The organism is Amedibacterium intestinale, from assembly GCF_010537335.1.
Classification (GTDB): Bacteria; Bacillota_I; Bacilli_A; order Erysipelotrichales; family Erysipelotrichaceae; genus Amedibacterium; species Amedibacterium intestinale.
The window spans coordinates 2,004,411-2,027,589 of record NZ_AP019711.1; the positions used below are offsets into that span (position 1 = coordinate 2,004,411).

At 31.7% G+C, this 23,179-nt stretch carries 19 protein-coding genes; 6 read left to right on the plus strand and 13 right to left on the minus strand.

The annotated features are described in order from the left end of the window. Nucleotides 1-121: 121 nt before the first annotated feature. The 3 genes from A9CBEGH2_RS09995 to A9CBEGH2_RS10005 all read right to left on the minus strand — a co-directional run bounded on the left by A9CBEGH2_RS09995 (nt 122) and on the right by A9CBEGH2_RS10005 (nt 3,804). A complete protein-coding gene (locus A9CBEGH2_RS09995; protein ID WP_118278036.1) occupies nt 122-1,519 on the minus strand; it encodes an MATE family efflux transporter in 1,398 nt (465 codons plus the stop codon). Further along, nucleotides 1,516-1,965 (minus strand): MarR family winged helix-turn-helix transcriptional regulator, encoded by a 450-nt coding sequence (locus A9CBEGH2_RS10000; RefSeq protein ID WP_118278037.1) that lies wholly within the window; start codon nt 1,963-1,965, stop codon nt 1,516-1,518. The genes A9CBEGH2_RS09995 and A9CBEGH2_RS10000 overlap by 4 nt, the downstream gene beginning before the upstream one ends. A 570-nt stretch (nt 1,966-2,535) precedes the next feature. Further along, nucleotides 2,536-3,804: a glycosyltransferase family 2 protein gene (locus tag A9CBEGH2_RS10005; protein ID WP_118278038.1), complete on the minus strand. Its 1,269-nt coding sequence runs from the start codon at nt 3,802-3,804 to the stop codon at nt 2,536-2,538. Between the two features lie 363 nt (nt 3,805-4,167). Between A9CBEGH2_RS10005 and A9CBEGH2_RS10010 the strand changes: the two genes are divergently transcribed. Next, nucleotides 4,168-5,181, plus strand: a complete 1,014-nt coding sequence (locus tag A9CBEGH2_RS10010) for an Rpn family recombination-promoting nuclease/putative transposase (RefSeq protein WP_163104682.1) — start codon at nt 4,168-4,170, stop codon at nt 5,179-5,181. Between the two features lie 155 nt (nt 5,182-5,336). Here the strand turns inward: A9CBEGH2_RS10010 and A9CBEGH2_RS10015 are convergent, their stop codons facing one another. Then, nucleotides 5,337-7,334, minus strand: a complete 1,998-nt coding sequence (locus A9CBEGH2_RS10015; RefSeq protein WP_163104684.1) for an alpha-amylase family protein — start codon at nt 7,332-7,334, stop codon at nt 5,337-5,339. Nucleotides 7,335-7,489: 155 nt separating this feature from the next. On the opposite strand from A9CBEGH2_RS10015, the gene A9CBEGH2_RS10020 reads away from it, so the two are divergent. Then, nucleotides 7,490-8,656 carry an extracellular solute-binding protein gene (locus A9CBEGH2_RS10020; protein WP_118277890.1) on the plus strand — a complete coding sequence of 389 codons (1,167 nt, stop codon included), beginning with the start codon at nt 7,490-7,492 and terminating at the stop codon, nt 8,654-8,656. Here A9CBEGH2_RS10020 and dapD read toward each other — a convergent pair whose 3' ends face one another. Then, the gene (gene dapD / locus A9CBEGH2_RS10025; protein WP_118277891.1) at nt 8,657-9,349 is read right to left on the minus strand and encodes a 2,3,4,5-tetrahydropyridine-2,6-dicarboxylate N-acetyltransferase; all 693 of its coding nucleotides are present in this window, start codon (nt 9,347-9,349) and stop codon (nt 8,657-8,659) included. It abuts the gene before it with no gap. Next, the gene (gene dapF / locus A9CBEGH2_RS10030) at nt 9,339-10,151 is read right to left on the minus strand and encodes a diaminopimelate epimerase (RefSeq protein ID WP_118277892.1); all 813 of its coding nucleotides are present in this window, start codon (nt 10,149-10,151) and stop codon (nt 9,339-9,341) included. The genes dapD and dapF overlap by 11 nt, the downstream gene beginning before the upstream one ends. A 97-nt stretch (nt 10,152-10,248) precedes the next feature. Here dapF and A9CBEGH2_RS10035 point away from each other — a divergent pair, with 97 nt between their 5' ends. Both A9CBEGH2_RS10035 and A9CBEGH2_RS10040 read left to right on the plus strand, forming a co-directional pair. Then, nucleotides 10,249-10,737, plus strand: coding sequence for a GNAT family N-acetyltransferase (locus A9CBEGH2_RS10035; RefSeq protein ID WP_163052265.1), 489 nt, complete (start codon nt 10,249-10,251; stop codon nt 10,735-10,737). Nucleotides 10,738-10,869: 132 nt separating this feature from the next. Then, on the plus strand, nt 10,870-11,967 hold the full coding sequence (locus A9CBEGH2_RS10040) for a M20 metallopeptidase family protein (RefSeq protein WP_163104686.1): 1,098 nt from the start codon (nt 10,870-10,872) through the stop codon (nt 11,965-11,967). 395 nt (nt 11,968-12,362) lie between these two features. Here the strand turns inward: A9CBEGH2_RS10040 and A9CBEGH2_RS10045 are convergent, their stop codons facing one another. The 3 genes from A9CBEGH2_RS10045 to A9CBEGH2_RS10055 all read right to left on the minus strand — a co-directional run bounded on the left by A9CBEGH2_RS10045 (nt 12,363) and on the right by A9CBEGH2_RS10055 (nt 15,359). Beyond that, complete coding sequence (locus tag A9CBEGH2_RS10045) at nt 12,363-13,262, minus strand: PepSY domain-containing protein (RefSeq protein ID WP_163104688.1); 900 nt, start codon at nt 13,260-13,262, stop codon at nt 12,363-12,365. 61 nt (nt 13,263-13,323) lie between these two features. Next, the gene (locus A9CBEGH2_RS10050) at nt 13,324-14,688 is read right to left on the minus strand and encodes a sensor histidine kinase (RefSeq protein ID WP_163104690.1); all 1,365 of its coding nucleotides are present in this window, start codon (nt 14,686-14,688) and stop codon (nt 13,324-13,326) included. Beyond that, nucleotides 14,685-15,359 (minus strand): response regulator transcription factor, encoded by a 675-nt coding sequence (locus A9CBEGH2_RS10055; protein ID WP_163104692.1) that lies wholly within the window; start codon nt 15,357-15,359, stop codon nt 14,685-14,687. The genes A9CBEGH2_RS10050 and A9CBEGH2_RS10055 overlap by 4 nt, the downstream gene beginning before the upstream one ends. Before the next feature lie 258 nt (nt 15,360-15,617). On the opposite strand from A9CBEGH2_RS10055, the gene A9CBEGH2_RS10060 reads away from it, so the two are divergent. Next, nucleotides 15,618-16,454, plus strand: a complete 837-nt coding sequence (locus A9CBEGH2_RS10060; RefSeq protein WP_118318150.1) for a hypothetical protein — start codon at nt 15,618-15,620, stop codon at nt 16,452-16,454. Nucleotides 16,455-16,544: 90 nt separating this feature from the next. Here A9CBEGH2_RS10060 and A9CBEGH2_RS10065 read toward each other — a convergent pair whose 3' ends face one another. The 4 genes from A9CBEGH2_RS10065 to A9CBEGH2_RS10080 form a co-directional block, all read right to left on the minus strand. Next, on the minus strand, nt 16,545-17,588 hold the full coding sequence (locus tag A9CBEGH2_RS10065; RefSeq protein WP_118277178.1) for a ribonucleotide-diphosphate reductase subunit beta: 1,044 nt from the start codon (nt 17,586-17,588) through the stop codon (nt 16,545-16,547). Between the two features lie 13 nt (nt 17,589-17,601). Beyond that, the gene (locus tag A9CBEGH2_RS10070) at nt 17,602-20,118 is read right to left on the minus strand and encodes a ribonucleoside-diphosphate reductase subunit alpha (RefSeq protein WP_163104694.1); all 2,517 of its coding nucleotides are present in this window, start codon (nt 20,116-20,118) and stop codon (nt 17,602-17,604) included. Nucleotides 20,119-20,238: 120 nt separating this feature from the next. Then, a complete protein-coding gene (locus A9CBEGH2_RS10075; protein WP_163104696.1) occupies nt 20,239-21,207 on the minus strand; it encodes a hypothetical protein in 969 nt (322 codons plus the stop codon). After that, entirely contained in the window at nt 21,204-21,869 is a 666-nt protein-coding gene (locus tag A9CBEGH2_RS10080; RefSeq protein WP_118277175.1) for an ATP-binding cassette domain-containing protein, read from the minus strand. Before A9CBEGH2_RS10080 ends, A9CBEGH2_RS10075 begins: the two co-directional genes overlap by 4 nt. Nucleotides 21,870-22,230: 361 nt before the next feature. On the opposite strand from A9CBEGH2_RS10080, the gene A9CBEGH2_RS10085 reads away from it, so the two are divergent. Continuing rightward, complete coding sequence (locus A9CBEGH2_RS10085; protein WP_115716193.1) at nt 22,231-23,151, plus strand: calcium/sodium antiporter; 921 nt, start codon at nt 22,231-22,233, stop codon at nt 23,149-23,151. Nucleotides 23,152-23,179: the final 28 nt, after the last annotated feature.

Consider the following 23,179-nt stretch of genomic DNA (forward strand, 5'->3'; position numbering starts at 1 on the left):
ATTTCTATACTATAAAAATATTTAAGTAAAAAAAAACAGATGATTTATGGTATTCCTATTATCATCTGTTTTTATATATTTTTAAAAGAATAATGTCTATTGTAAATCAACAACTATACTTTTAATGTTTAATTTCTTTCTGTTTTTCTTTTTCACGCATTCCTTTTAATAATTTTTTAATTGTTATTATAAATAAAATAACAGTTGTTGTAGTTGCGATGAAGTCTGCAATAGGTTCAGCTAAGAATACAGCTTCTACATCATTTTCCATAAATGTAGGAAGCAAATAAATTAAAGGAATTAGTACGATAATTTTTCTAAACAATGCAAGGAATGTAGAAATCTTAGGTTTTGCGAAAGCAATAAATGTCTGTTGACATGCAACCTGTGCACCCATAACAATCATACCTGCCATATAAATACGTAATGCCCAAACAGTTAATGGTACAAGATCAGCATCATTTGTAAATATCATAACCATTAGCTGTGGTGCAAACATAGCAATTAACCAGATAATAGAGGTATAAATTAAAGAAGAAAGTAGAATCAGCTTGAATCCTTTCTTTACACGTTCAGAGTTATTTGCACCATAGTTATAACTAATAATAGGTTGTCCACCTTGTGTAAGTCCTTGTAATGGAAGCATTGCAAACTGCATACAACTAGATAAAATTGTCATAGCACCTACAGCTAAATCTCCACCATATTGTAATAAAGATGAGTTAAAACATAATACTAGAATACTTTCGGTTGACTGCATAATGAATGGTGCAACACCAAGACTGATACATGGGAGTAATACATCTTTTGAAATAGGAAAATTCTCTTTTTTTAATTTTAAAATTGTATTTTTTCCAACAAGGAAATAAATTGCCCATACAGCACTAATCGACTGTGAAAGAACTGTTGCAAGTGCAGCACCTCTAACCCCCATATCTAATCCAAAAATGAAGATTGGATCTAATACAATATTTGTTACTGCACCAATACAAACTGTTAACATACTAATTTTAGAAAATCCTTGTGCAGATATAAAAGCATTTAATCCTAATGTCATCTGTACAAAAATTGTACCAATTGCATAAATATTAATATAGCTAATTGCATAAGGAAGTGTATTTTCACTTGCGCCAAACAATAACAATAGTGGCTCTTTAAAAACTAATACAACAATTGTAAGTAGAAGGGAAGTGATAAACAATGCAGAAAAACAGTTACCAAGAATTTTTTCTGCCCCTTTATTGTCTTTTTTTCCCATTAAAATACTTGCACGTGGGGCTCCTCCCATACCTACAAGATAGGCAAACGCGGAAACGATCATAATGATAGGAAAACATACTCCAACACCAGTTAAGGCTGCCGCTCCAACTTCTGGTATATGCCCAATATACATACGATCAACCATATTGTAAAGGGCATTTACGATTTGTGAAAGTATGGTTGGTACAGCTAAAATAAATAATAATCTGCCAACTGGTTCCTTTCCTAAATCTACTTCTTGTGACATTTTTAATTTCATAACGCATCTCTCCTTATTTTTTTATCCAAACAAGATCTAATTTTGTTTAGTGTTTTTTCTGTTTGTTCAAATTCCTCTGGTGAAATATCTTTAAAAATCTCCTCATTTATTTTATCTTTTAAACTTACTATTTTTTTAATTATAGTATTTGATTCCTTAGTTAATAAAAGATGCTGTATTCTTTTATCTTTTTCATCTTTTTTACTAATAAGAAGTTTCTTTTTGATTAGAGAATCGATACTTCTAGAAACTAATGTCTTTGAAACATTCAGACAAACACATAATTGCATACTTGTATTGATATTAGGATTGTTGTGCAAAAATAAAAGAATATCTATTTCATTAGGTGAATAGTTTTCTTCCTTAAAATAAGAGTAAAATTCATTAACATAGACCTTTCTTATATACATACAGGCTTTTAACATTTCTTCTACATTTGTAAGCATAAAACCCTCCATTAGTTTACAAGTAAACAATTATTAGTATAGTAGATTTATTGATTAAGTCAATAAGAATAGTGAAAAAATAGGAATAAAAAAGACCTAAACAATAAAAAATCGTGTTATTTAGGTCTTGCTTATTCTACCAGCATTATAGTCCTAGCAGATTCAATTTATAAATTAAATCTCTAAGTTTATCATTTTCAATAAACATTATCATATAGATAGGCAAATACATATTACACTTTTCCAACCATTTTTATAAAATTTTATGCACTTTTCCAACTTCAAAGAAAATTTTAAGTGTCTTTTTTATATAATATCGTATTTTATTTAGTTTGATATATTTCTTAAAACTTTTGCAGTTATAAAGTTTGTTATTCGAAAGTTGATTTAACTAATTCTTATTTTCTACTTTGAGAAGAATATAATAATGTATTCCAAAAGATTGATCACTGATTTAAACATATTATGAAAAATAGTGAAGTAGTTAACCTCACTATTTTATCTATATACTGAGTACAATGACGACAATCAAAAGAAGGATAAATAGAATAAATAACAAGTTTCTTTTTTTCATTTCCATTGCTCCTTTCTGTGAAATAAACGAATACAATATCCATGTAAAGAAGAAATACTTTGTATAAACTGAAAAAATAATAGAAATCCAACAAATCCTGAGATAGAGTTTTGAAACTCTATATGAAGCTTTTTTTGATATAAATACATCGTTGCATATAAAAGGATACAAAAGATAATTGTAAATAAAGTTAAAAATCCAATAAAATAGTAATAACCTAAAAAAGCAAGTATAACTCCTGGAATAAATCCAAATAAAAAAGCTAGATCTAAATAAATTACCGATAGATTGATAGTGGTGAAAAATTTTGGATAAAATCCTGTTTGTTTCCATGGCGGAATAAAGCTAAGTCCTTCAATCATACCAATTGCCCAGCGTTTACGCTGATTATACAATCCATCAAAAGTAGCTGGAACTTTTGTATAGCCTACCGCAGATGGTTCATAAGTAGAGGCTAGCTTTTTGTTTAATATTTCATAGGTTAATACAATGTCTTCACCCATTACATCTTTCCACCCGTTCATACTTTTTACAACAGCAGTCTTATAGGCACTAAAAGCTCCTTGTGCGACAAGAGTAGAATGATAAGAGCCTTGAAATCTTTTTACAGATGCAATACTTAAAAGATAATCATAAGTTTGTATCTTTGATATAAAAGAGTCATTTGTGTTTTTAACAAATAAATTTGCCGCAACACATGCACTTTTTTTATATACAATGTGATTCATAATATTTTGTACAGCATGTTTTTCTAGACAGGTATCCGCATCTACAGTAAGAAAATAATTTGTATTAACGAAACGTAAACCATGATTTAAAGCCTTTGATTTTCCTAATTCTTTACAAAATGTATACTCTAAAGTACATTGACAAGGAACATCTTTTCTCATTGAACATACCATTTCTTTTGTTTTATCTGTAGAGGCATTGTCCACAACAATCACTCGTATATGACCAAGATATTTTTGGTTAAGAATACTCTGTATGGTTTCTTTTATATTAACTTCTTCATTATGATCACATAAAAGAAGGGTTATATCTTCATCAGTATTTGGATAGTGTTTCATTTTTTGGTTTAACAGATTAGAAAAAAACATGGTATTCATTAAAAAACCAGGCAACAACGCAATACCGATAATTACCCACCATACATAAATTACAGGTAGTTCATCACTTATTTCTCTTCCCCATATAAGTGCAAAATATAAAGAAAAGAAAAACCAGCAAAGCCCATAACCTATAGAAAGAATAAATTTTATATTCACTTTATCCCTCCCTTGTTTCAATATATGCAAAAGAAAAAAAGGAGAAAAGGTGTATGTACAGTATTCAAGAAATAAACATATAAAGTTTAAGTGAAGTAAACATGCTCCAGGAAAAGTAATTCTAATTTTTATTTGTTAGATAGATAGAGTTTATTTTCTAAAAAAAGTAACTTTAATTGTTTTTTTTGTAGATATTTTTGTATTTTTACCTATTTGTTTCGTATAAGTTAGTGAACAGGGTAAATGTATGCCCTGTATATCACGATATCGGTATAGACAAACAATATTCATGTTTTTATAATGAAGATGAATATGTATCATCTTCCGATATCCGTAAAAAAAGAAAGGAAATAGGTGATGCGTATGTCAAATCTGGATATTTTATCCAGGGATTTCTGGAAGGACAACAAGCGTTTTGCGGATTTATTCAACACGGTCTTATACGAAGGAAAACAGGTCATTCTTCCTGAAAAACTGATGGAGGCAGACAGCAATCTGTCAGGAAGCATTCAGACAAAAAAGAAGGAAGATGTCTTTGTTGAAAGAAGGGCAGATCTAATTAGAAAGTTTGCAGGGGACAGTGAATATGCGATCTTCCTGCTGGAAAACCAAAGCCACATCCATTATGGGATGCCTTTGCGGGTAATGATGTACGATGCCTTAGGGTATCGTGAAGAATGTGCAAAGAAGAAAAGAGAAAATAAAGGAAATGCAGTTTATGCAAACAGGGATGAATTCCTGTCAGGAATGCGAAAAGAAGAGAGAATCCATCCTGTATTTACTCTGGTGGTATACTATGGGGAAAAGCCATGGGATGGACCAAGAAGATTAAAAGACATGATGGTGGATATGCCAAAATGGATGGAGAAAAGCTTCAGCGACTATTCTATGAACCTGCTGGAAATACGGTCAAGTGAACATACATTTCAAAACGAGGATGTAAGCAAGCTTGTTTATATGATCCAGCACATCTACAGAAAACAGATAGAAGAGATGAAAAAAGAATGTGCAGATGTGTATGTAAAAAAAGATGTCATAAAGCTGGCAGGAGTTATAACAGAAAATGAAGAAATCATAAAGTATGCGGAAGAACACAAAGAAGAGGAGGTACTAAATATGTGTGAAGCAACGAAACAGTGGGAAGAGGAAATTGGAAGAAGAAACACAAACAATATCATCAACATGATGGGAGTAAGAAAAGAAGGAGAAGAAAACCTAGCACCGGAAGAAGCAATTGAAAGATTAAAACTAAAAGAAAAAACAGAAGGTGAAGAAAATGGAGAACACAACAAATCAATAGAAATAGCAGAGAAAATGAAAGAAAAAGGATATTCTACAAAAGAAATAGAAGAACTAACAGGAATCCTTCTACATTAGAGTTACATATAATTTCTTTTCTATGATTTTATACTTCTAAGAATAGTTAAATAAAATGAATTGAATTTTATGAACGCAAAGGTATATGTACTAAAAAGTAAGGAGCTATTGGATTGATTAGCCATATAGCTCCTTTATGATAATGTTTTGTGTATTTAGTTTTTTTCTATTTTTCTTTGAAACAATAAAAATTTAACTTCACCCGGTTGAAATTCTAGTGGTATGTTTCTAAATGTATCGAAAGAAACATCATGAACATAAGGGTCTTCTGTAGATAAAATCTGATGTACATCATTTAAGGAAAAAGGAAGTTCTGTGAAGAGATTTTCTGTATGAATCTGCAGGGATGTTACATTATGAATATTTGTATTGGCTACAACCATTAAAGCCGAATCATCTTTTATATATGTAAATCCCAAGGCCTCATCTTTTGGAGAAGAAAACCATACAGGGATACAATGTTCAGGTGTGCAATTCCATACATATTTCTGTCGCAGTTTTTCAGCAGGTTCCAAGATAGAGGCTAAAGCATTTAAATCAGAATTTCTGTAATCAAAAGCATAAGAATCCAGATAAGCCTGTTTTAAATATCTTGGATCATCTTTTGATACGGTATATAAGTATTTTGAATCTCCATATTCACTTAATTGAAGAGGCTGTGTTTCCATACATTCTGCACCATTCAACATAAATGGAATGGCATTTGGAAGAAAATGACTCATTACATGAAGTAAAATACTGAGCTTTTTACCTCCATCCATACAGCAGATTCGTCTTGCGTCTGTATATTCACCAGCCGCAAATACAGGACAAGGATTTTGTTTTAAACGATAGGCAAACGTTTGAAAGCTTCGATTCCATATATCACTACTCTCATATCCGCTGCTTCCACTTATCGCATCAAATCCTTTTTCTATCCAAAGACTACAATTTTCTATTGTGTTTTCTTCTACGATCATCACAAAATCTTTATGATTTCTTTTTGCAGCTTTACAAATTTGTTTTTGCAGCTTTTCACTCAGTAAATAAGGTTTCTGCAGAAAGATACCATCAATATGGAAATTGTCTTTCATCCATATGATATTTTCACAAAGCATATCCCATAATTCCTGTATAGGCAGTTTTCCTGGATGAAGATCATTTCGAATTGTATCTTCACTCATATAAGGAATTTCTGTTGATATATGTTTTGGAATATGAGAAGAAGGTTTTTCATATAATCGAAAGAGGGTTGTATCATCATCACAAGGAATATTTGCGTTAATTTGATCAACGATAAAAGGTGCAACAGTGATATCATAAGCATCTTCTATTTCTTTTAAAGTAGAAAAACTATCTGTTTTTGGATATTTTCTGAACTGTGCAATATGCGATTTTACATCTTCACTTTGATAAAAATCTTTTAATGTATATGTATGAGGAATCACATTGTTTGGCAGTGCACTGCATTCTGGAGCGTGATAATCTTTTAGATAATCTTTTTGAATCCAGTAAAACCATTCTGGATGTTTTTTGATATAAACATTTTCTCTTGCTAATTTTCCCGGGCAATATTCAAAAATAACACGCATCCCCATATAATGACATGCCTCTACAAAAGCTGCACACTGCTCTTTTGCATTCATATCAACCAAAGAATCCGCTAAGTTTTCATCAACAGATTGAAAATCATATACGGCTTCCTTGACTGGATATTTATGATGTCTAGAAGTTTTCCCAAGCTTTGCAACACTGGATAATAAAATGGTATTGATACCCATACGTTTTAAAAAGGGAAGCAGGATCATGCTTTTTAAAAATGTTCCATTATCATGCATATGATAAAGATTATCTTGGCTGACATGTTCATCACGATCATGATCCCATGCGGAATGTGCACGTATATTCATTGCATAGATACTTGTATTTTTTAACCACTTTTCATTTTTATCCTCTAATTTCTTGGATTGATCTTCATTTTTTTCAAACATGGAATGCAAGGTATAGTTATAAAAACTATACGGATTAACGATGATTTCTTTTGATTTTAAAACATGTGCAGATTTATATCCATACGTGTTCCAGGAGGAAGGAATTACATAATTATAAATATCTTTATGATGAAGTTCTTCCTGTTTTTCTAATGTCTCTAACAGACATTTTAAGTATTTCATAATGAGAACCTCCAATACTATTTAACATGTATAGTATATCATATTTACATCGATAAACTGTATATTTCTATAAAAAGTAAGCGATAACACGATTTCACTGTTCGACAAATTTGATAAATATCTTTTTGTATACTCAAAAGCAGGAGAGATGAAAATTGAAAAAGAAACTTCTGCTTATACTTATGTTTATGTACTTGGCTTCTGGTTGTACAGCAGCTACGAAAATAGAAAAGCTTCCTATGGAGGACAATGGAAGAATCATTGTTGAAGTGGAGAATGAAGATTATGCGTTAAAATTAAAAGAGTTATGGAACAAAAGATATCCAAATAAACAGAGTGCGATTATATTTCGTATTTCTCCATACATGCCGCATAAAGAATTGGATGCAGATATTATATGGACAAATGATTTGGAAGCTTTACAACTAACATCAAAATTACAAAACATACCAATACAGGAAGAATATAAAATAGAAAAACATCTAGTAAGAAAAGAACTAGAACATATATTTGTGCCTGTTTGCGCAAAGGGAAAACTTTTTCTTTATAATGAACAAACTTTACATGAGAAAGGGAAAAAGATAGAGGATTTAGAAAGCTTTGAATCTATGATGGAGAATCATATTTCTTATTATCACAGTCATGATTTAGATTATATATATCCATTTATTAAAGATGGTTTTATCATGCAGGATAAAAGAAAACAAGAAAATTATCCAGACAAAGAAATATTCAGTGTACAGATAGATCATTATAAAAAGCTGTATCACGATGCACATTTTATGGACGATATTTACTTGCAGCCTAACTTCTTTTTCGATGATACCTATCCATGTGGATTGTTTGACAGTGAAGTATCTATCGAAAATACAATACCATATAAACAGCAAAAACTTCATTATATGCCAATGCCCACATGGAATGATCAGCAACTTCATCCTGCTTGTGTAACCTATGGATTTGCGGTAAATAAGAAAAGTAAATATTCTGGGTTAGCGCAGGCGTTTCTAGAATTAGTAAAAAGCAAAGAAGGTATCCAGGCATTAGCGGATAGTCAAGTTTCTGTTCCTTTAATAAAAGAAGAGGATTTTGATGACTTTTATATTTTTGACCATACAAGAAAAGAAAAAATACTTGCGATGAATGCATCAGAGCTTTATCCATTGATACAATTAAGGAATACGAATAAAAATTTGTATTCTATTTTACAGAATGTAGATATTACAGGCATTTTACAAAACTATATTTGTTCAAAGCAATCATCTCTTCATGTATATGAAGAAATTTATGAGCATATGCAACATTTTTTAGATGATTCTTAATTACAGGTTTCTTAAATCTTGTTGAATAGAAGTTTTATGGATGGTTTGTATATCCTTTCTTTTTAATACTTTGGCAGGACAGCCAGCAACCACACAGTTTTCTTCTACATCTTCTAATACTACAGCACCCGCACCAACAACGGCGTGTTTTCCAATATGCACCCCTTCTAAAATAACAGCATTTGCCCCAATCATAACATCATCTTCGATAATAACAGGTTTGGCACTGGCAGGTTCTATTACACCAGCAATTACACTGCCTGCCCCTATATGACATCTTTTTTTGATAATGGCTCTGCCACCTACGACCGCATTCATATCAATCATCGTATCTTCTCCAATACTGGCCCCGATATTAATGACAGCTCCCATCATAACGACAACATGTTCTCCTATATCTACCTTGTCTCGAAGAATAGCACCAGGTTCTATTCTTGCATGACAAGATAAAGGATTAAAAAGATCACAGGCAGAATAGCGACAGGAGGATTCCACATGATATTGTATAATATATTCCTTATTTTTCTCTAAAACAGGATGAATATCTTCCCAGTCTCCAAAGATAATCTTATCTTGTATTCCATATATTTCTGTATTTGGAAAATCTACAGGCTGTTTTGTTTTTATATATATACATACTGGAGTTTTCTTTTTTGCATTTTTTAAATAGGCAATGATATCTTTAGATTCCATCATATACTCCTTTCGCAATTCTAGAAGCACTTCCAACCATATGGATATGTTCTTCTTCTAAAAAAACTCCCAATTCCCCTTTCAAAAATAAAATATTCATCATGGAGGAAGTGTTTTTAAATCGATGCGAAGCCGCAAAGGCAGCACAAGCACCACTGCCACAAGACAAACTTAATCCAACACCTCTTTCATACGTACGAACAGCAAGGGTAGAGGTATTTATAATTTGTACAAAGTCTACATTTGTGCCATCCTGAAATAAAGGATGATGACAAATTTGTTCTCCCCAATCCATAATGTTATCTTCTTGTAAACGATCTACAAAAATAACGGTATGTGTGTTTGTCATAAAAAAACTATAACCTTTTAGTACCGTTCCATCTTTCATAAGAAAAGGATAAGGAAGGCGATATAAATCTTTGCGAACACCTATTGCATCCGCATCATATAAAGGAATTCCCATATTCACATTTACCATAAAGGGATCAAGTGAAAGAATCTGTATAGGAATTTTTTGTTTCCCACATGTTAAATCATAAGAAGTATCTCTGCATATTCCTTCATCATAACAGTATTTCGCATAGCATCGTATGCCATTTCCACACATTTGCGCATAAGAGCCATCCGCGTTATAAATTTCCATTGATAATTCATCAGAAAGAATAATACCATCTGCCCCAATGCCAAAATGACGATCACATAACTTTTTCGTTAATCTATAGATATCTTGATTCTTTACCTCTTTTTTATTCAAAATAAGAAAATCATTTCCAAGTCCATGATATTTATAAAATGTAAGCATATTTCACCATCCCTAATAGGAACTATATGCATGATCTTTGAAAAGAATGTCTTTTCATATAAGAAAAGTTTCGATATAATGAACAACGGTGAAGTATATGATCATTAGAAATGCAGAAAAAAAGGATATAGAAAGAATTTTAGAAGTCTTTGCAAGTGCGAAAGCATATATGAGAAAAAATGGAAATACAAAACAGTGGGCAGACAGTTATCCGGATACGGAAACAATTTTAGAAGATATAAAAGAAAAACAGTTTTATGTTATGGAAGAAGACAATTGTATTCATGGAGTGTTTGCATTTATTATCGGAGAAGATCCAACTTATCGCATCATTGAAAATGGAGAATGGAAAAGTGATACCCTGTATGGTACAATTCATCGTTTAGCAAGCACAGGCTACACAAAAAATGTTTTCCATGAAGTCATGAACTTCTGTTTACAAAAAATTTCTCATATACGTGCAGATACACATGAAGATAATCTTATTATGCAGAATCTATTATTAAAAGAAGGATTTGAAGAATGTGGGATTATCTATGTCAGAGATCATACCCCAAGAAAAGCTTACCAGTATATAAAAGGATAAGCTTTTTCTATATAAAGACTTTTAACATCTTTTTTATCGTCTTTCTACTTATCATATATTTATATAAGTAATTTAAGAGCAGGAAATACGTAATTTTATTCATGTTATAGAAGAAGAAACATATTCTATAGTATGAAAAGAATACAAAGATATAGACAAGAACTTCATAAACGAGCAGAATTAGATATGCATCTTCCAAAAACAATATCTTATTTAAAAGAGCAGTTAAAAGGATTGCCATGTGAAATCATTGAGGTAATCCCTTCTTCTTTATGTGTATATTTTAATGCGAATAAGGAGTATACAGTTGCATTTCGAAGTGATATGGACGCATTGCCAATAGAAGAAGATGAAAGTCATACGATAGTATCTATGCAGAAAGGCGTTATGCATGCCTGTGGTCATGATGGACATATGGCAATGTTACTGGAAACAGCACAAAGAATAGTTAAATATTATAAGTCTTTAACGTGCAATGTACTGCTTATTTTTCAGCCAGGAGAAGAAAGATGTGCAGGTGCAAAACGCTTATGTGAAAAGCATATTTTAAAAACTTATCATGTAAAAGCTATTTTTGGTCTTCATCTTATGCCAAAGATAGAAAAAGGTAAAATTGCAGGAAAACCGGGACCTATGATGGCAGGTAGTCATGAGATTATGATTGATATAAAAGGAAAAGGAGTGCATACAGCACAATATCGAAAAGGGAAAGATGCTTTAGAATGTGCTGCATCTTTTCTTATGAATATTTATGGAAGAATAAACCTATCACATGTTTTATGCCGTATCAATTATATGAAAAGTGGAACCACATGTAATATTGTTTCCGATTTAAGTCATATGGAAGGAACGATACGCTATTTTGATAAGAATATGCTTAATCTTTATTTAAATAAAATGAATCAAATAAAGATAGAAATGGAAAAACGATATGGTACGAGTATAAAAATAGAACTATCGGATGGATATCCTCCTTTATGTAATGATCAAACGATATTTCAAAATATTTTTCGATTAAATAATCCATTGTTGTATCAACTAGAAGAACCATATTATACAAGTGAAGATTTTTCTTATTATCTACAAGAATGTCCTGGTGCATTTTTCTTTCTTGGTTTAGGTGATACAGCTCCATTACACAGTAAAACATTTGATTTTGATGAGAGTGTATTGGACAATGGTGTAGAATTTTATGAATGGATATTACAACATAAAGATGAAATATGCTAGATAAAAAATTTGGAATAAAAAGTCATTGACATTATTTTTAATAGTAGAGTATAATAATTATGGATAAATTATCGTGATGATCCACAGGAAAGAAAAAGGAACGGCTGCCACCGTTCCTTTTTTATGCTGTTGTTGCCTATTTCTTCTTATCCATCCAATCGCAGATCCAATGACATATTGTACCTGCAATAATAGAAGAAATTATCGTAATGATAATCTCCACAGGAAATCACCTCCTTCCTGTTCGTTTAGAGGCAGGCAACCTTGTAATTATAACATTGTAAAAAATAGGATAATAAAAAATAAACTATTTCTGTATGATATTAAAAAAACTCAAGAACGCATGTGTATATGCAATCTTGAGTTTAAAATTAACTGATAATTTTTAAAACAATTTAATCGAAACTATCTACTTCCCATTTTAAGATGTTTCCAGTGTAGGCATCAATCTCAAATTCATATTCTTTATTATTGAAATTAATTTCACCTTCATATGTATATCTTCCATCATCTTTTTCTAATTCAATATAGATGTTAGAAGAAGTGGCTCCGCTTACTTTTGCCAAAGCAATAGACATTGCTTTATCTTTTGATATCATGCTGTTAGAATTAGAAGAATTATTGTTTTTTTCATAGTCTTTATCAGCTTTTAAAATAGTTCCATTGCTTTTCGCAATATCATATTCATATTCATAATTTCCAGTATAGAAACTTACAGAATATGCTTCCTGTCCATGTTCCCAGTCATTTTCTATTTTTAATCCTTTTACATTGCTTTCACTTACTTTCGCATGAGCAAAGGCGATAGATTTCGCTTTTTCTTTGGTAATACTTGAAGAAGCAGGAGTTTTATTAGAAGAACTAGATTTGTTTGTATTGTTTGATGGAGTATTAGAAGCAGTAGTTTTATTATTTGAATTTGAAGTTGTATTTACAGTAGTGGAAGTATTGTTTTTCTTAGAATCTGTATTTTTTTCATTGTTCATTGCAGATGTTAAATTTTCAGATTCATTTTTAAGAATTTCACCTGTGCTGCGATCAATATCATAATCATATTTTTTATCTTTTGTGTAAAATTCAATAGAATATACATCTTTTCCATTTTCTTTATCTTTTGTTAGTTGTATAGATGCAACATCTTTTTCATTCACATTCGCATGATTATAAGCAGTAGTTTTTGCGCTATCTTCACTGATATAAGATCCATCTGAAGCTGTATTTGCCATTCCATTTGAACATCCGGCTAAAATTGCAACTGCTAATAATGGATAACATAATTTGTATAATTTTTTCATATTTCATCTCTCCTTTTTATCTTTTACATCTATAATTTAACAGGCAAAGATTAAAGAAAGATTAAAATATTTCATTTTTTTGAGAAATTTCAAAGAAAAATTTTGTTCCTTTATGCAGTGTGCTTTCAACATGAATCACCCCATGATGTACCTCTATGATCCATTTCACCATGGATAAACCTAATCCACTGCTTTCACTATTTGATCTGGCACTATCTGCCTGATAGAAACGATTCCATATATATGGAAGGTCTTTTTCATGTATACCACATCCATCATCTTCCACACTTCCATAAATATATCCATCATGGCTTGTTAAAGAAACATGAATATGTCCATTTTCTTTTCCATACTGCAAAGCATTATTTAACAGATTCATCCACAAACGGATAAGAAGTGTCTGATCTCCATAAATTTGTATATTTTCTTCAATTTCATGTGTTATGGAAATATTTTTTTCTTTGGCATATAGCTGGCATTCTTCGATTGCCATTTCACATAATTCTGTAAAGTTTAAACGCTCCATATGCAGTTTTTCTCTTCCCTGATCAGCTCTTGATAATAAAAGAAGCTGGGATAACATGTTTGTTAGTATGCGTGTTTTTTTATGGATAACAAGCAGTTTTTCTCTTATTGTTTCATCTAAATTATCTGTATCTAATAATGCATCACACTGCATAGAGATAACACTTAATGGAGTACGAAGTTCATGTGAAACATCGGATGTAAATTGCTGTTCACGTTTGATGGAGTCTTCTACCTGGTCTAATAATTCATCAAAAGTATTCGCAAGATGATAAATTTCATCTTTTCCATTTCCTAAATGAATTCTTCTTGATAAATCTTTTTCTTTTTGTATGCTTTGTACAGTATTTGTTATCTGATACACAGGAGAGAGCGCTTTTTTTGCCATAAAATATCCAATAACAGCAGTAAGAAATATAAATAAAGGCAGAAGTATGAGTGCAAGACGAAGTACATTATAAAAAGTAGATTCTGTCTTTGTTAAAGATAAGATTCCTCTTACATAAAGCATTTCATTTTCATTAAGGGGAGTGGAAATATCCATAACATAATAACGTGTATGGTTACTGGTTATTTCACGAATATAACCATTTTCTAAGGGAGAATCATTGGAAAATCCATATGGAATTCTTCCATAAAGCAATTCTTTATACTGGTTATAGACAGATAAATATACACCATCTTCCAGCTGCATGAGTTCAGAATCAAATTTTACTTTTCCATCATTGATATGAATTTCTTTTAAAGAGGAAGATACACGTTCTTCTAACGTATGTTTTGCATTTGTAAGTATCTGCTGCTCTCCCAAAGAAAATAGAATTCCTAAAATAATGCATACGATGATAGTGGATAAAAGAGTATAAAGGAGTGTTAGTTTTGCACGAATAGAAAATCGTTTCATGATGGATCCCTCAAAACATAACCCTGTCCGCGTATTGTATGTATAAGTTTTTCATCTTCACCATCATCAATTTTTCTTCTAAGATAACGGATATAAACATCAATGACATTAGAGCCTCCACTAAAATCAAAACTATAAATATGCTGTTCTAAAGTGTCTCTGGATAATACGACTCCTTTATTTTGCATCATATAACGAAGAAGTGAGAATTCTTTAGAAGATAACTGGATTTCTCTATTGCCTCTTTTCACCTGATGGCTATCAAGATGCAGCGATAGATTTCCAGCTTGTAAAACATTATTTTTTTGTGTCGATGTTTTTCTTAATAGAACGCGAAGTCTGGCAAGTAATTCTTCTAAAGCAAAGGGTTTTACAAGGTAATCATCTGCCCCAAGATCAAGTCCAAGAACACGATCATCTATACTATCCCTTGCGGTTAAAAGAAGAATCGGTAACTGATTTCCATTTTCTCTTAGTATTTGTAATACTTCAAGCCCTGTTTTCTTTGGCATCATAATATCAAGAATTGCGGCATCATACTCTGCACTTTCCAGATAATCCAAAGCTTCTTCACCATCAAAACAGCGATCAACACTATAGCTTTCCTGTTTAAGTTTCTGTGCCAGGATTTGATTTAAATCTTTTTCATCATCCGCAATAAGTATTCGCATCCAATCACCTCCGTAGGATTTATATTTTCATTGTAGCATAAGAAATCCTTAAAAGAGTAGGGGAATACATTGAATATTTTCTTATTTGAATAATAAAAGAATAGTTATGGTATTGTAGTATCACATGAAGTATATACTAAACTTTTATTCGTTATGTTATAGTAAAAATACAGGGAAATAAGAATAAATTTATAGAAAGTTTTGTATTTTCATCTTTTTGCATCGTAATAAATTATGAAAGATAAAAGAGGTGAAAGAATGATAGAGAATACAGAACTGGCATCTGCTATGGAAACTAGAGGAAAAGGAAAGGCAATTGATGATTACTGTAAAAGAGTATTGTCAAATAAAGATGTAGTAAGTTATATACTTGAAAAACTTGTCTTAGATAACAAGGGATATTGCGGTATAAAAGAAAGCAATATTGTAGATGAAAGCATACCAGGTGCAAGAATAGAGTATGACAAGCTCTATGAAGTAAAACTTCCTAAAACGAAGATATTTGTAAACATAGAAGCACAAAGCAAAGAAAATCCAGGGTATCCATTGATTAACAGAGCAGTTTATTATGTGAGTAGATTGATTGATCGACAAAAGAATAAGTCAGAAGGATTCATGAAATCAAGATATGGAGAAATGAAGGAAGTGTATTCTATATGGATTATCATGGATATGGATGTGAAAAAAGAGGAAATGATAGAAGTACATACATTTCCTGAAAAAGAGGATAAGACATTGATGAATATCATTATGGTATATCCATTAAAAGAAGACAGTGAAAATGAAGTCATCAGATTTTTACACATCTTATTTGTATCAGATATGGAAGCAGCTGAGAAAAAGCAGATATTAGAAGAAAAGTATCAGATAAAAATGACAAGAGAACTAGAGGAGGCAATGGATGATATGTGTAATGTAATTGAATATTATGAAAGAAAGTCAAGATTAGAAGGAGAAGTAAATACAACGCTCAAGGCTATAGAAAAAATAGAGAAAAATATGTATTTGAGCAGAGAAGAAGCAATGGACGTTTTAGAAATCAGTGGAGAATTAAAAAGTAAGATTCTTGACAGGTTAAAAGAAGTAAAATCGTAAGTTTTTAAATATTGACTTAGTAATAAGATAGTAAAAAAGGTTGTGATTTAAGGAGAAATTCACTTATTTTTCACAACCTATTCTAGTATTTTACAAATCATCAACAAGTGCACTGCTTTTCGCATAGGCAGAGCTTCTTGCTTCAAAAAAGTCTGTTTTAATTAAATTCGCATTAGAATACATACTTACCCATTCCATAGAAGCTGGCTCTTTTTCATATCCTTCATACAAGATACCAAAACCAAGAGAATTACTTCTAAGGTTTCCAAGATACTTGATATAATCAGATACCATTTCCATTGTTAGACCTTCAATGTCATTGCCGATGACATATGCAGCCCAGCGAATTTCTTCTTCTACACCATGACGAAGCATTGCTTTATATTCTTTGATATGTATATCACTAAATAATTCAGGTTCTTCTTTTTGAAGTTCCAATATCATATTTCTAAATAGCCATAGATGGGTATTTTCATCACGATTGATATAACGAATTTCCTGCACAGAACCACTCATTTTTCCCATACGTCCTAAATTATAAAAGAACATAAATCCAGAGTAAAAATAAATTCCTTCTAAAATGTAGTTTGCCATCAATGTTTTCATTAGATGTTCTCCATCTTTATGTTCCATAAAGTCATTGTATAAATCACCAATAAACTTATTTCTGTTTAACAAGCGTTCATCATTTTTCCATTGATACAAAATATCATTGCGTTCCTGTGGAGAACAAATAGAATCAAGCATATAACTATAACTCTGTGAATGAACTGCTTCCTGGAAAGCCTGGATCGTAAGACATAGATTTACTTCATTCGCTGTAATATAATCCCCAATATTAGGTAAGTTAGCTGTCTGGATAGAATCTAGAAAAATCAGAAAAGACAATGTTTTATCATAAGCACTTTTTTCTGCAGGACTTAATTGACGATAGTCTTTTACATCTTGTCCCAAATTGATTTCTTCAGGAATCCAAAAGTTATTCATTGCCTGGCGATACCAATCAGATACCCATGTATATTTCATATTATTAAAGTCATTTAGATTGGTTGTATTTCCATTGATCATTCTTCGATTGACAACTTCACAATCTCCATACTCATTAAATAAAGGTTTTCTTAAAAGTTCTTTCATATACATTTCCTTTCTAAGAAGCGCAGGATTCGCATTCTTCTACTTCTAATGATTTGCTTCGAACGTAATATATTGTTTTTACACCATATTCCCATGCATGAATATACAGCATTAAGACTTTGCGTAAAGTAAATTCGTTTGTAATATATAAATTGACAGATTGTGCCTGATCAATATGACGCTGACGAGTTCCTGCAGCTTTTACGATCCACTCCTGATCAATAAGATGTGCATTTTTATATAACCAGAAAGTTTTAGGAGTTAAATCAGGTGCTACACGAGCAATCATACTTCCTTTCTTTTCTTCCAGGAAATATTTATTCATAATTGGATCTACTCCTGCTGTTGTACCTGCGATAATGGAAGTAGAACTTGTAGGGGCAACAGCTATCAGCCATGCATTGCGCATTCCATGTTCATGCACCTCTTTTTCCAGATTCTTCCATTTTTCTTGTATGTAATTTCGTTTTGTAAAATAAGAACCATTATCCCAGTCGCTGTTCTTAAATAATTCGTACATACCTTTTTCTTTTGCCAGCTGCATACTTGCTTGAATCGTATAGTAGTTAATATCTTTAAATAACTGATCTACAAACTGTAAATGTTCATCACTTTCAAAAGACATTCCATTTTTCACAAGCATATGATGATAGCCACTTACTCCTAAACCAATTGGACGATATTTCTGGTTTGTAATTTTTGCGTAAGGAACTGGATAATAATTTAAATCAATAACATTATCCAAAGCTCTCACAACAACAGAAATAATCTGCTGTAATTCATTGCGATTATTTACATCAATATTTCCAAGACTTAAACTTGCCAGGTTACATACAACAAAATCTCCTGGTTTATTTTTATTTACAACAATGGTTTCTCCATTTACTTCAACAATTTCTGGTTCTTCTATTTGTAATGGTGACATGTTTTGTGCAATCTCTGTACAAAGATTACTGCAGTAGATAATACCGCAATGGTTGTTTGGATTCATACGATTCACATGATCACGATTAAAGGTAAATGGAGTACCTGTTTCAACTGCAGACTTTAAGATTAGACGAACAACATCTTTTAAAATCATTTCACGCTTTGAAATGCGTGCATCATTTACACAGTCAAAGTAGCGTTGTTCCCACTCTTCTCCATAATAATCTTCTAGTGCATACCCCTTTACTTTTAAAATTTCATGTGGGCACATAAAATACCATGTAGCATTTAAATCTTCTTTTGCCATTTTCCAGAATAAGTCAGGATAACAAACTGCTGGGAATACATCATGTGCTTTCATTCGATCATCCCCATTGTTTGTACGAAGGTTTAAAAACTCTGGCAGATCCTTATGCCATGCATCTAAATAAACAGCAACCGCACCTTGACGTACACCTAGCTGATCGACAGCAGTTGCGGTATCATTAACAAGTTTAATCCAGCGAATAACTCCACCGGCAGCTCCTTCAAAACCACGAATATCACTTCCATTGGCACGAACTTTTCCAAAATACATACCCATTCCACCGCCATGTTTTGATACCTGTGCAAAATTATCAATTGATTTATAAATATTGGATAAGGTATCATCAACAGTATCAATGAAACAGCTGGATAGCTGATGGTATGGTTTTCTGGCATTGGACATGGTTGGAGTAGCCATTGTTACCTTTAACATACTTAAAATATCATAAATCTGTTTAGCCCAGTATACGCGATCTTGTTCCTTTATTGCTAAATGCATCGCAATTCCCATAAACATTTCCTGTGGTGTTTCCAATACTTCATGATTATGAGAGATTAATAAATAGCGTTTCATAACAAGCTCTAAACCACTGTAAGTAAACAATTCATCACGTTCATCTTTTAAGTAAGATTGTAATTCATCAATTTCTTCTTTGGCATACTGTTTTAAGATATAATCTCCATATAATCCTTCTTTTGTACAATAAGTAATCTTATCATAAAAAGAAGATATGCCGAGTCTTGCCATACGAGCATGTACATCTTGTTTTAGCTGCCATGATAAAAAACGAGATGCGATATATTCCCATTTAGGAGCTTCTCTGCTGATAAGTTCTACACATGCTTTCATAAGCATACGTAAACGCATATCTTTGCTCATATCTTCTTTTAAGAATGATAAAAATTTCATACGCAATGCTTTAAAATCATAGACCTCTGCTGAGAAATCTTTTTGTATTTTCTGCATAACAGGAAGTATCGCTTCCTCTTGTAAATCCTTAACAAGCTTCATCATTAATTCTCTATTTTCCATGCGTTTTTGACGATATAGGATATAAGCTTTCGCCTGTGAGTAATAATCATGCTTCATTAATTGTTCTTCTACTAAATCCTGTATCATTTCAACAGAGGGAGTCGTTTGATAAGATAAACAAATCGTTTCTATTTCCTGGGAAATATCTTTACATAAATCTTTATTGCATATCGTATTTGTACCTGTAAATACTTTAATTACTGCATCCTCAATTTTCTTTTTATCAAAATTTTGTATTGAACCATCTCGTTTTACAATATCCATAGTCTCATCCTTCCATACTTATAAATATTATTATAATGGACGAAAAGGGAGTATCGCAATTCATGTGCTTGTTAATAATTTCGTAAATAATGATTGCTTGTACCATCCATTATGCAACGTTTATTTCTCTGTATAAATATACACTTTTTTGATATTGTCTCTTTCTTTTTTTAAATAGTAAAAGAAACTAAATAAACAAACAGACATTGCCACAAGAAGCAATATATGAAAACTTTGAAGATACCAAATGAAAAAAAAGAAAAACAAAAGAAGTGGAAATAAGTGCAATTTTAGTGTTACTTCCAATGCTGCACATATGGGCCAGTAGCTCGCTTTTCCATTATCTAATTTGATAAATAATTTTTGTAATAAATTATCGGCTGTGTTTTTATATCGCATTGCCTGCAGCTGCATAGGAGTAAATTTAAGATTGGGAAACATTTTACTTAAAACCATTTCTCGATATAACTTTCTTCTCATACAATAAGGCAACGCAATACATAATCCAATTAGCACAAGGATACAAAAACATAGGACAAACTGCCAATAAGTAAAAAAGAAATTTGCCCACTGTTTTTCATTAAAGATACAGAAAAGAAGAAACAAAGGTGTCATTCGTTTTGTGATATTAAAAACAGTAATTGTCCCCATGGTAGAAAGATAACCTTTTGATGTCTTAAAACAGGAATAGAAAAAACCAGTGAAATATAAACATTGAAAGCATAATAGATAACGTAAAAATGCGATAGATACAGTAGATTCTAAACTGTAGTAAAATAAGATGCCAATTCCTGCAACAGGAATTTGAAATAGAAGCAATGCAAGAAGTTTTCCTATATAGTTTCTACGATAAGATTTTGGATATGCCAGTATACTTTTCCAGCAGTGTGGCTGTTCTTCTTCCCACGCAATCTGATAAAACAATAAAAGAAACAAAAACACAACAAGCATAGTAAAGGAAATAGATGAGTATTGTGATGTTAAAAATTGTTGCATCTGTGAATGAAAAGCGAATATTCCTAAAGCTATCAAAAGACCATATTTGCATTTTGGGTTTCTTATGATACGCAATAATTCAAATGAAATCATAGCTGTTCATCTCCTAAATGAAAATAAGCGTGAATTTCTTTTTCTTCTTTACTATCTAATGCCAGCTGCTGTCCATCAAGTACTAACAGACGATCAACGATATCTAAAATATCTGAGGTCGTATGACTGGTGATAAGGAAGGTTTGTTTTTGTTTCTTTTTCTGTATCCAAGCACATAATTTTTCACTGCTTTTCGCATCTAAGGCAACAAAAGGTTCATCCATTATGATCAAATCCGCATTGCTTAAAAGTATACAGGCAATTCCTGCTTTTTGTGCCTGTCCAGAACTGCACTGATCGATTCTTTGCTGGAGATAATCAATCGACAGCATTTCTAAAACTTGCTGTACCTCTTCATCTTGCAGATTCAGGTTCTTTCCACGAAAAGAACGATAATAATAACGAAGATTTTCCAAGACACTTAAATGAGGATACAGGGGATGTTCAAAGGGAAGATATCCTATTTTCATATCGTTTGTGATTTTTCCCTCATCTGCAGGAAGAAACCCACATAAAACATTTAATAAAGTACTTTTTCCAGCTCCATTTTTTCCACTCAGTAAGATACATCCTTCATTATCATGAATAGAAAAACTGATATCTTTTAAATTCCATTCTGTATCGTAAGCAAAATATACTTCCTCCATTTTAAGTAGTTTCATATCTTTCTCCTTTTTCTTATTTATTTGTTCATCTCATACAAATTCTATACCCAGAGGAGAATACCCGTCAATAAATATTCCATTTTTGTATTAAATAAGATGAAATAAAATAAAATCATAGAGAGTATCTACAAAAAGTTTAGGATTGCATACAAGATAATAAAATTTATTTTAAAAAAAGAATTGTATTATTTGTGTTTTTTGTATAAAATATAAATATAAAAAGGGAGTAGCTCACGCATGCGTGGAGTGTATCGTCAATACGATTGTTTCTTTCAATCCGGTTCACTTCGTAAGTAGCAAGACTTTTGTTGATTAAGCAATAAAAGTCTTTTTTTATTGCTGGAAAGGAAATGATAGTATGATTTTAGCATGTGTTTTTATCGTTTTAGGTTTTTTCTTTTTAGTAAAAGGTGCAGATGTATTTGTTGATAGTGCTTCTGGTGTTGCCACAAAATTAGGGGTTCCAACTCTTGTTATTGGTTTAACGATTGTTGCATTTGGAACATCAATGCCAGAACTTGCCGTCAGTGTTACAGCGGCTTTGGAAAAAGCAAATGAAATTGCAGTAGGAAATGTAGTTGGTTCTAATATCTTTAACTTATTAGTTGTCGGTGGTTTAAGTGCTTGTATTTATCCTCTAATTGTAAATCCGGCAATTATGAAAAGAGATTGGCCATTATCTACACTGGCAGCAGGTGTTTTGTTTCTATTCTTATTGCCCGATTTAACTATTAGTAGAATTGAAGCTGCCATACTTCTAGTATGTTTTGGTTTTCTGTTATATGTACAAATCAAACATACAAAAAATGAAACAGAAGAGAAAAAAGAAGAGCATCGCTCTATGCCTAAATTACTGCTTCTTCTAGTTCTTGGAATTGCAGGAATTGTAATTGGAGGAAAGCTGACAGTAGAAGGCGCAACTTCTTTAGCACGAATTTTAGGATTGAGCGAAACACTAATTGGATTAACGATCGTTGCGATAGGAACAAGTCTTCCTGAATTAGTAACAAGTGTTGTAGCTGCTAAAAAAGGGGAAAATGAAATTGCCATGGGGAATATCATTGGATCTAACTTGTTTAATATATTATGTATTCTAGGTATATCTTCTATTTTAAGTCCTATTCATGTAGAAATGACTGCACTTATGGATGTAGGAATCCTTACCTTGATTTCTTTAGGATTCTGGTTTGTATGTAAAAAATTCTCTTTAGATAGACGTGTAGGAAGTATCATGGTAATTACGTATGTTATTTACATGGTATATATAATCCTGCGATAATTTATTCATATGAGCTGCGGATACAAAA

Excerpts from the sequence above, each read along its gene's own strand:
- A9CBEGH2_RS10060 (WP_118318150.1), top strand. The coding sequence starts at position 15,618 with ATGATAGAGAATACAGAACTGGCATCTGCTATGGAAACTAGAGGAAAA.
- A9CBEGH2_RS10015 (WP_163104684.1), bottom strand. The coding sequence starts at position 7,334 with ATGAAATACTTAAAATGTCTGTTAGAGACATTAGAAAAACAGGAAGAA.
- A9CBEGH2_RS10065 (WP_118277178.1), bottom strand. The coding sequence starts at position 17,588 with ATGAAAGAACTTTTAAGAAAACCTTTATTTAATGAGTATGGAGATTGT.
- A9CBEGH2_RS10055 (WP_163104692.1), bottom strand. The coding sequence starts at position 15,359 with ATGCGAATACTTATTGCGGATGATGAAAAAGATTTAAATCAAATCCTG.
- dapF (WP_118277892.1), bottom strand. The coding sequence starts at position 10,151 with ATGCTTACATTTTATAAATATCATGGACTTGGAAATGATTTTCTTATT.
- A9CBEGH2_RS10080 (WP_118277175.1), bottom strand. The coding sequence starts at position 21,869 with ATGAAACTACTTAAAATGGAGGAAGTATATTTTGCTTACGATACAGAA.
- A9CBEGH2_RS10035 (WP_163052265.1), top strand. The coding sequence starts at position 10,249 with ATGATCATTAGAAATGCAGAAAAAAAGGATATAGAAAGAATTTTAGAA.
- A9CBEGH2_RS10070 (WP_163104694.1), bottom strand. The coding sequence starts at position 20,118 with ATGGATATTGTAAAACGAGATGGTTCAATACAAAATTTTGATAAAAAG.
- dapD (WP_118277891.1), bottom strand. The coding sequence starts at position 9,349 with ATGGAATCTAAAGATATCATTGCCTATTTAAAAAATGCAAAAAAGAAA.
- A9CBEGH2_RS10085 (WP_115716193.1), top strand. The coding sequence starts at position 22,231 with ATGATTTTAGCATGTGTTTTTATCGTTTTAGGTTTTTTCTTTTTAGTA.
- A9CBEGH2_RS10045 (WP_163104688.1), bottom strand. The coding sequence starts at position 13,262 with ATGAAAAAATTATACAAATTATGTTATCCATTATTAGCAGTTGCAATT.
- A9CBEGH2_RS10050 (WP_163104690.1), bottom strand. The coding sequence starts at position 14,688 with ATGAAACGATTTTCTATTCGTGCAAAACTAACACTCCTTTATACTCTT.
- A9CBEGH2_RS09995 (WP_118278036.1), bottom strand. The coding sequence starts at position 1,519 with ATGAAATTAAAAATGTCACAAGAAGTAGATTTAGGAAAGGAACCAGTT.
- A9CBEGH2_RS10075 (WP_163104696.1), bottom strand. The coding sequence starts at position 21,207 with ATGATTTCATTTGAATTATTGCGTATCATAAGAAACCCAAAATGCAAA.
- A9CBEGH2_RS10040 (WP_163104686.1), top strand. The coding sequence starts at position 10,870 with ATGAAAAGAATACAAAGATATAGACAAGAACTTCATAAACGAGCAGAA.
- A9CBEGH2_RS10000 (WP_118278037.1), bottom strand. The coding sequence starts at position 1,965 with ATGCTTACAAATGTAGAAGAAATGTTAAAAGCCTGTATGTATATAAGA.
- A9CBEGH2_RS10010 (WP_163104682.1), top strand. The coding sequence starts at position 4,168 with ATGTCAAATCTGGATATTTTATCCAGGGATTTCTGGAAGGACAACAAG.